Source organism: Streptomyces sp. NPDC043876, from assembly GCF_056435825.1.
Map to the genome: position 1 here is coordinate 21,005 of NZ_JBWKDV010000026.1, position 6,000 is coordinate 27,004.

Annotated in this window: 9 protein-coding genes and 1 pseudogene; 8 read left to right on the forward strand and 2 right to left on the reverse strand. The window is 69.1% G+C overall.

What is annotated here, in order from left to right:
• Window positions 1–60: 60 nt before the first annotated feature.
• Window positions 61–900: an SDR family oxidoreductase gene (locus AC0693_RS37965; RefSeq protein ID WP_478804496.1), complete on the reverse strand. Its 840-nt coding sequence runs from the start codon at window positions 898–900 to the stop codon at window positions 61–63.
• A gap of 92 nt (window positions 901–992) precedes the next feature.
• Here AC0693_RS37965 and AC0693_RS37970 point away from each other — a divergent pair, with 92 nt between their 5' ends.
• The 6 genes and pseudogenes from AC0693_RS37970 to AC0693_RS37995 all read left to right on the forward strand — a co-directional run bounded on the left by AC0693_RS37970 (window position 993) and on the right by AC0693_RS37995 (window position 3,831).
• Complete coding sequence (locus AC0693_RS37970) at window positions 993–1,442, forward strand: winged helix-turn-helix transcriptional regulator (protein ID WP_478804497.1); 450 nt, start codon at window positions 993–995, stop codon at window positions 1,440–1,442.
• A 416-nt stretch (window positions 1,443–1,858) separates the two neighbouring features.
• On the forward strand, window positions 1,859–2,272 hold the full coding sequence (locus AC0693_RS37975) for a hypothetical protein (RefSeq protein ID WP_478804498.1): 414 nt from the start codon (window positions 1,859–1,861) through the stop codon (window positions 2,270–2,272).
• A gap of 1 nt (window position 2,273) precedes the next feature.
• Window positions 2,274–2,468 carry a hypothetical protein gene (locus AC0693_RS37980; RefSeq protein WP_478804499.1) on the forward strand — a complete coding sequence of 65 codons (195 nt, stop codon included), beginning with the start codon at window positions 2,274–2,276 and terminating at the stop codon, window positions 2,466–2,468.
• A 25-nt stretch (window positions 2,469–2,493) separates the two neighbouring features.
• Window positions 2,494–2,814: pseudogene (locus AC0693_RS37985) on the forward strand (SDR family oxidoreductase).
• Between the two features lie 29 nt (window positions 2,815–2,843).
• Entirely contained in the window at window positions 2,844–3,281 is a 438-nt protein-coding gene (locus AC0693_RS37990) for an NUDIX hydrolase (RefSeq protein ID WP_478804500.1), read from the forward strand.
• Window positions 3,282–3,504: 223 nt separating this feature from the next.
• Window positions 3,505–3,831: a hypothetical protein gene (locus tag AC0693_RS37995; protein ID WP_478804501.1), complete on the forward strand. Its 327-nt coding sequence runs from the start codon at window positions 3,505–3,507 to the stop codon at window positions 3,829–3,831.
• 130 nt (window positions 3,832–3,961) lie between these two features.
• Here AC0693_RS37995 and AC0693_RS38000 read toward each other — a convergent pair whose 3' ends face one another.
• Window positions 3,962–4,333: an HGxxPAAW family protein gene (locus tag AC0693_RS38000; protein ID WP_478804502.1), complete on the reverse strand. Its 372-nt coding sequence runs from the start codon at window positions 4,331–4,333 to the stop codon at window positions 3,962–3,964.
• Window positions 4,334–4,442: 109 nt separating this feature from the next.
• Between AC0693_RS38000 and AC0693_RS38005 the strand changes: the two genes are divergently transcribed.
• Together AC0693_RS38005 and AC0693_RS38010 are read left to right on the forward strand one after the other, a co-directional pair.
• Window positions 4,443–4,940, forward strand: coding sequence for a MarR family transcriptional regulator (locus AC0693_RS38005; protein WP_478804503.1), 498 nt, complete (start codon window positions 4,443–4,445; stop codon window positions 4,938–4,940).
• A gap of 311 nt (window positions 4,941–5,251) precedes the next feature.
• Window positions 5,252–5,758, forward strand: a complete 507-nt coding sequence (locus AC0693_RS38010; protein WP_478804504.1) for a hypothetical protein — start codon at window positions 5,252–5,254, stop codon at window positions 5,756–5,758.
• Window positions 5,759–6,000 lie beyond the last annotated feature (242 nt).

Below are 6,000 nucleotides of genomic sequence, written 5' to 3' on the forward strand. Positions count from 1 at the left end.
GGCAGTCCCGTGCGGCCGTAGTCGCACGGGGCTGCCCGGGCCCTTCAGCTGAGTTGTGCCTCAGCGAAAAGCGACGATGTTACGGGCGACCCAATCGTTGAATCGGCGCGGAGCGCGACCGAGGACTCGTTCCACGTCCGAGCTGATCCGCAGTTCGGCGGGGCTCGGGGCGGAGATGATGTCCAGGGTGTCGTCGGCGAGCTCCGGCGGCACGAACCGGGTCATCGCGGCCTTGGCCTCCTCACGGGTGAGTTCGTGGAACCGCACCGGCGAGCCGAGCGCGGCGGCGATGGCCTCCGCCTGCTGACGGGGCGTGATCACCTCGGGCCCGGTCAGCTCGAAGATTCCGCCGGTGTGCCGGTCGTCCAGCAGGCAGGCCGCCGCGACCTCGGCGATGTCCGCCGGGTCGACGATGGGAACTCCGACATCGCCGAAGGGTGCGGCGACCGTCCCTTGCGTGCGGACGGACTCCGCCCACGCCAAGGCGTTGGAGGCGAAGCCGCCCGGTCGTAGCACGGCCCAGTCCAGGCCGGACTCTCTCAACGCGTCCTCCACCGCGCGCACCGCGATCCGCGACGAGCCGAGCGGCCTGGTCGCCACGCCTTGCGAAGACAGCAGAACGACTCGGCGTACCCCGCTGGCAGCGGCCAGGTCGATAATGTCGGTCGGCCTGGCTTCGGGGGCGTGCAGGTCACCGGACAGCAGGAGGAATAGCGCCTTCGCCCCGTCCAAAGCGCGGGCGAGGCCCTGTGGCTCGGCCAAGTCGGCCGACACGTGCCGGACCCCGTCCGGCATTGCCGCCGCGTGCCGCGACACCGCCGTCACCTGCTCGCCCGCCTTGGCCAGGGCCTGTGTCAGAGGCCGGCCCACATTCCCTGTAGCCCCGGTCACCACGATCATGTTCAGCTCCTAATCCGTTGTGCACTGCTGCAATTGACGCTAGGAGGAGGGCTTACTTTTCGTAAGGACGTACCCAGAGGTAAGCTCCGGACATGAGAGAAGGTGCGCAGGTGACGCAGGCCGAGGCGGGCAATCGGTATGAGGTGTTTCACACCGACTGCCCTGCGCGCGATGTGGTCGACCACGTGACCAGCAGGTGGGGTATCTGGGTGTTGATCTCCTTGCGGAGCACCGACCTTCGGTTTTACGAGTTGCGCGACAGCATCCAGGGCATCAGCGAGAAGATGCTCGCTCAGACACTGCGCGCACTGGTCCAGGACGACCTGGTCTGGCGGAAGGTCGAACCGACGACGCCACCCCAAGTCACCTACGGGCTGACCGAGTTCGGCCAGGACGTCGGTGCGCCGCTGACGGACTTGTTCAACCGGATCACACAGCGGCTGGCAGCCGGCGGGGCGTCCGCCACGGAGCGGCTGAGCGCAACAGGCCAAGCGAAGCAGCCGACCACCCCAGGCCCGCAGCAGCTTCGTCCCACTCGGTGAGGCGGGCCGGTTGCCCTCCTTGGGTGTGCGCCGGACAAAGCCCGGCGCGGTTCCGCCCAGAACGGCGGGCGGAGTGACCGCCAGCGCGAGTGGGTCGCGGGGCAGAAGTTCGGTTGGGCCGGTCCGGTGCTTCCGAAGGGGGCGGGGCACCAGCCCGGCAAGGCCGCAGCAGTAGGCCAGCAGCAGGTGGGGGCACCCCCGCGGGTGCGGGGAGCAGGCTGGGTGACCTGCAACGCTATTCGGCAGGAGCACTGCTTCGAACCACTTCCGCCGCCGTCAGCCGTCCCGGCACGAAACCGTGACCCATGGCGGCCAGGCCGAGGCAGCCTGCCCGGGGTCCTCTGTCCACAAGCGCGGCCAAGCACGCCTCCCAGGTGGGACGATCAACCCATTCCGACACGAAGGAGGGGATGTAGATGTCCGCGTCCCCCTTGATGGAGTTCGACCCGCAGCTCGACTCCGAGGACACGGCCGTGGTGCTGGCGGCGGTGTGGGACGTCTTCGGCATGACGGCTGAGCTGAGTCATCGCATCACCTTCGAAGACGGCAGTGACGAGTTGCAGGCCATGGTCGCCGCGCAGAAGTGCTCGGTCGGCCGGAATCTCCTTCCGCTGCCGGACGCCGGCAGGCCGGTGACGGCTCCGCCGCCGGGGCCCGGGGCCGCCGGCCTCGACCCGTACGTGCGGCTGTTGGAGCATGCGCGGGACGCCCTGACCAGACTCCTCACCACGGCGGAGACCGTCGGAGAGGGGGCAGCCCAGTCACTGCACGAGGCCGCGGACCTGGCATCCGGTGCGTCCGTAGCGCTGGCCCGCGTACGGGAGCGGTGACGTGGCCACGTTGGGCGAGTTCTTCGACGTCGCCGTGACTCGGCTCCGGGAGGCAGCGGCGGTTCCGCTGGCATCCATCGGCCCGGACGAACGGGTCGCCTTGACGGACGGCGTCGACAAGGTCCTCGATCAGGTGAGAAAGGGCCTCGGCCCGCGGGCCTACACACCCGCCTCCACCGCAGAAGGCGGAAGCTGACCGTGCCCGAGCGCAATCTGGAGGAGTGCCTTGGTACGGCCCCAATCGCGCCTACAGCACCGCGAAGGCCGAGCTCTTGGGCCTGACCCGTTCCCTCGCTCGTGCGCTGGGCCCGTATGGCATCTGCGGCAATACGGCCTGCCCGGCGCCATCCAGGTCGAGGCCGAGGCCGTGATCCCCGCCCAGCATCGCGCCCGCCCGGAGTATCAGATCAACCGCCAGTGCGTGCCGCGACGCGGGTCGCCCGGAGGACGTGGCAGCCCTGGTGGCGTTCTTTGTCGGCCCGTCCGCTTCGTTCATCACTGGGCAATCCGTCCACGCCGACGGCGGCTGGCTGCTGCACTGAGACCGTCAACAAGCAAGGAGACAGAAGAAATGATCGAACGAGTCCGAGCCGTCCTCGTCACCGCGGATGACACGATGCTGGTCATCCGCCGCACTAAACCCGGAATCCCCGTGTACTGGGTGCTACCCGGGGGAGGGGTCGAGGAGAGCGACGAATCCCGGGAGGCCGCTCTCCATCGAGAGATCCACGAGGAGATCGCGGGGAAGGCTGAAATCGTCCGGCTCCTGCACACGGTGGAGTCCGACGGCGAGCTTCAGCTCTTCTACCTCGCCCGCATCGCGACGTGGTCCTTCGAGGACCGGTCCGGCCCCGAGTTCAGCGCGGAGGGACGTGGCGCATATGCACTGGAGGAGATCCCGCTGACCGTGGCGGGGCTCGATGCCATCGATCTCAAGCCCGAGGGGATCGCTCACGTACTGCGGGGCGCCGTCGATGCCGGCACACTCGGGGCCGAGGCCTCGGCCTAGCCGTAAATCCATGCGGACGGACCGCAGGCCAACGCTAAGTCGCGTTGGCCCCACCCCCGTGGACGACCGAGCAGCCGCTGGGAGCGGCCCGTCCGGCCGCCGACGTCAGCGCGGACGCCGGGGGAGCGGGTGCCCTGGCAGCCACGGCATACCGTCTCTCCGCATCCGGCTGGCAGATGGCCGCCGCCGCCCGTGGGCAGCCCGGCGGGTGGAGGCCGGTTTGGTGACCAACTCCGATGAGTACCGGACCCCGCGCGTCGGCCAGGGCCGACGCTTCTACCCCCACCGCCGCCAGGTCGAGTCACTGACCGCGGCCTACGGGGCGGTGATGAGCGCCGAGCAGAAAAGCGCGGCCGCCCTCCTCACCGCAGCGCACCTCGGGGGTACGGCCGTTCCACGAGCCATGCTGGACGCGGCCGCCCACCGGACGATCGCCCACGAACAGCAGTGGATCACCGCGAACCCGGTTCAAGCCCCGCCGCAGCGCCTGCCCCGCGCCCACGTCCCGACCGCCCTGGTCCTCGGCCGCCGCCCGGGAACCCACCGCTGAAAGGATGAAGCGGCTCCCGTGCTCCGCGCGAACCAGCCCCACCACACCCGGGGGACTTTGCCATGCTCAAGACAAATCCAGCGTCAGCACCGCTCGTGATCGATACGTGGGACGAGCGCTGCCCGAGTGTTCACGCACTTCCGTCCCGAGCGGGCGACAAGCCTGCGGCGGATCGAGGCCGAGAGGCCGTCGCAGGAGTTCGCCCCGGCCTGACGACCCGGCACCCCAGACAGTGCGGGTGTCCTCCCCGGGCGGCGGTGTCCCGTACTCGCCAATCCCAGTCGGCCGCCGGGCGGGGCCCGCTGGGTTTGCCCCAGCCGGCGAGATGGAGGAGCCAGGTGGTGACCCCGCCCACCATGACCAGTCCCAGACCAAGCCAGACTCCGGGCCACCAGGCAGCGCAGACGGCGATCCCCGCAGCAGTGCACCCCGCCAGGGCAAGTGCCGTCCCGGTCCAGCCGGCCACGGTGTGGCCGAGGTCAACATCGCCGTGCGCGCTCACGGTCCTCCTCAAAGGGGGCGGAGATAGGCTCGGGAGAAGATGACTCATCTCACGAGCTAAGTATCTCACGAACTAAGTGAATTTCTCTTAGATGCTAAGGAGTATCGGCGTGCAGGGCAAGACCCGGCCTCCGGCCACGGCCGGCGAAGCGCTTTCGCGCATGGATCAGTACATGGCCCTCGGCATCGTCGGCCAGCAGGAGATGGCACAGCTCCTCGGGCTGAACGTCACGGACCTGACCTGCCTGGGGCACATCCTGGGCGCCACGGAGAACCCGCTCTCCGCCGGCGACCTCGCGGAACTGACGAACCTCACCACCGGTGCGGTCACTGGTGTCCTGAACCGTCTGGAACGGGCCGGGTACGCACACCGCCAGCCCGACCCGACCGACCGCCGCCGGGTCCGGGTAGTGCCCGACGCCGCAGCCGCCGCGCGGGTGGTGGCCGTGTACGAGCCCTTCTACGCCCGCCTCGGCGCGGTGTTCGCCGAGTACTCACCGGACGAGATCGCCGTCATCGCCGACTGGTTCGCCCGCGCGACGACCGAGATGAGGGCCCAGTTGAACGATGTACGGGCCCGCGCGACGGAGGCGCCAACATCTGCGTAACCCCCCTCCCGATCGGCCGCGGGGCCCCCGGGACGTCGAGGCTGCGTCCGGCCTGTTTGCTCCCCTGACCGCGGGGCGCTGCAGCGTTGGCGAGGCCGGTGCTGAGGGTGCCGTAAGGGCCATCCCGTCGGGTACGGGGAGCAGGACGACCAGAGTGATCAGGTGCTGCAGGAGACGGGTTCATCCCTGCGGGTGCGGGGAGTAGCCCTCATGGTCGGTGTCCGGCAGCGCGCCCGCGGGTTCATCCCCGCGGGTGCGGGGAGCAGTCTCCTGTCGAGAAGGGGCCACGGTGAGGAAGCGAGAGATAGGGCATGAAGAAGAATTCGAAGATGGCCGCACTTCTGGCGGAGCACTCCCTCGCCGACCTGACCGACGAGGACATCCCGCCCATGTTCCGCGAGGTTAAGGAGGAGGGATGGTCGTGCACCCCCAATGGCGCACGTGTGCTGACCGGCTTGGTTCCGGACGCCACCGGCTCCTATTACGACGTGCTTCAGGAGGAGACATCGGTCAACGGGCGCGGGATGACTGACTACGACCTGCCGACGGCGGGGGCCGAGCGGGCAGTCCCGCTCCTCCGGAGGTGCTTCGCCTACGCGTTCGCATGTCTCATGAAAGCGGAACAGCGGTTCGGGGACCGCGAAGTGCTGGCCTACGTCATTCTCTCCACGGGCGGTGCCGACGACGAGCTTCTGACAGCGACGGTGACCTTCTGCACTCACGATCCGAACACCGCCCCGTACATCCGTGACATCGAGGACGTCCAGGACGGGGCGGTCGCCGAACTCACCCTGGACGACGGCGACAAGTGGCACTGACAGGCGCCGGCGCGGAGTGGCTTGTGTTCCACAGGTGGTACATGCCCCAGCGGATGCCGGAGGCATCCGGTGACCGGACCGCGACGGTGGCGGGGTCCCGGCTACGCGCCAGCGACGCGGCCCTTCGGAGCCAACACGGTGGTCAGCTGTCGGCGGCGGGTGAATCGTGACCCACCCTGGCCGGTTGAAGATTGACCCCCGGTCCGTCAGTTGATGTTGTTCATTCCCCGGTATTGGCGGGT